This window comes from Pseudoalteromonas sp. CR1, from assembly GCF_019392235.1.
Lineage (GTDB): Bacteria > Pseudomonadota > Gammaproteobacteria > Enterobacterales > Alteromonadaceae > Pseudoalteromonas.
Genome location: NZ_JAHXRM010000199.1, coordinates 1 through 277 on the forward strand (window position 1 = coordinate 1; position 277 = coordinate 277).

The 277-nt window shown below is 46.2% G+C and carries 1 protein-coding gene; it reads left to right on the top strand.

Going from position 1 to position 277, the window contains the following annotated elements; genetic code table 11:
- On the top strand, positions 1–277 hold a 277-nt coding region (locus tag KZZ04_RS19095; RefSeq protein ID WP_219423832.1), incomplete at both ends, for a hypothetical protein.

Sequence of the window (277 nt, forward strand, 5' to 3'; positions counted from 1 at the left end):
CTGACGCTGAAAAGGCAGCATGGAATGCGAAGCAAGACACTTTAATCAGCGGCACCAATATCAAGACGATCAACGGTGAAAGTCTGCTGGGCGGAGGCAACTTGGTAGTGACTGGTGGTGCGCAGGTAAATACTGTTACATCCGTAGCTGGTAAAACTGGTGCTGTAACCCTGACTAAAGATGATGTCGGTCTAGGTAGTGTTGATAACACTAGCGATGCCAGCAAACCTATTAGCACAGCTACACAGAATGCTTTGAATAACAAAGTTGATAAGGT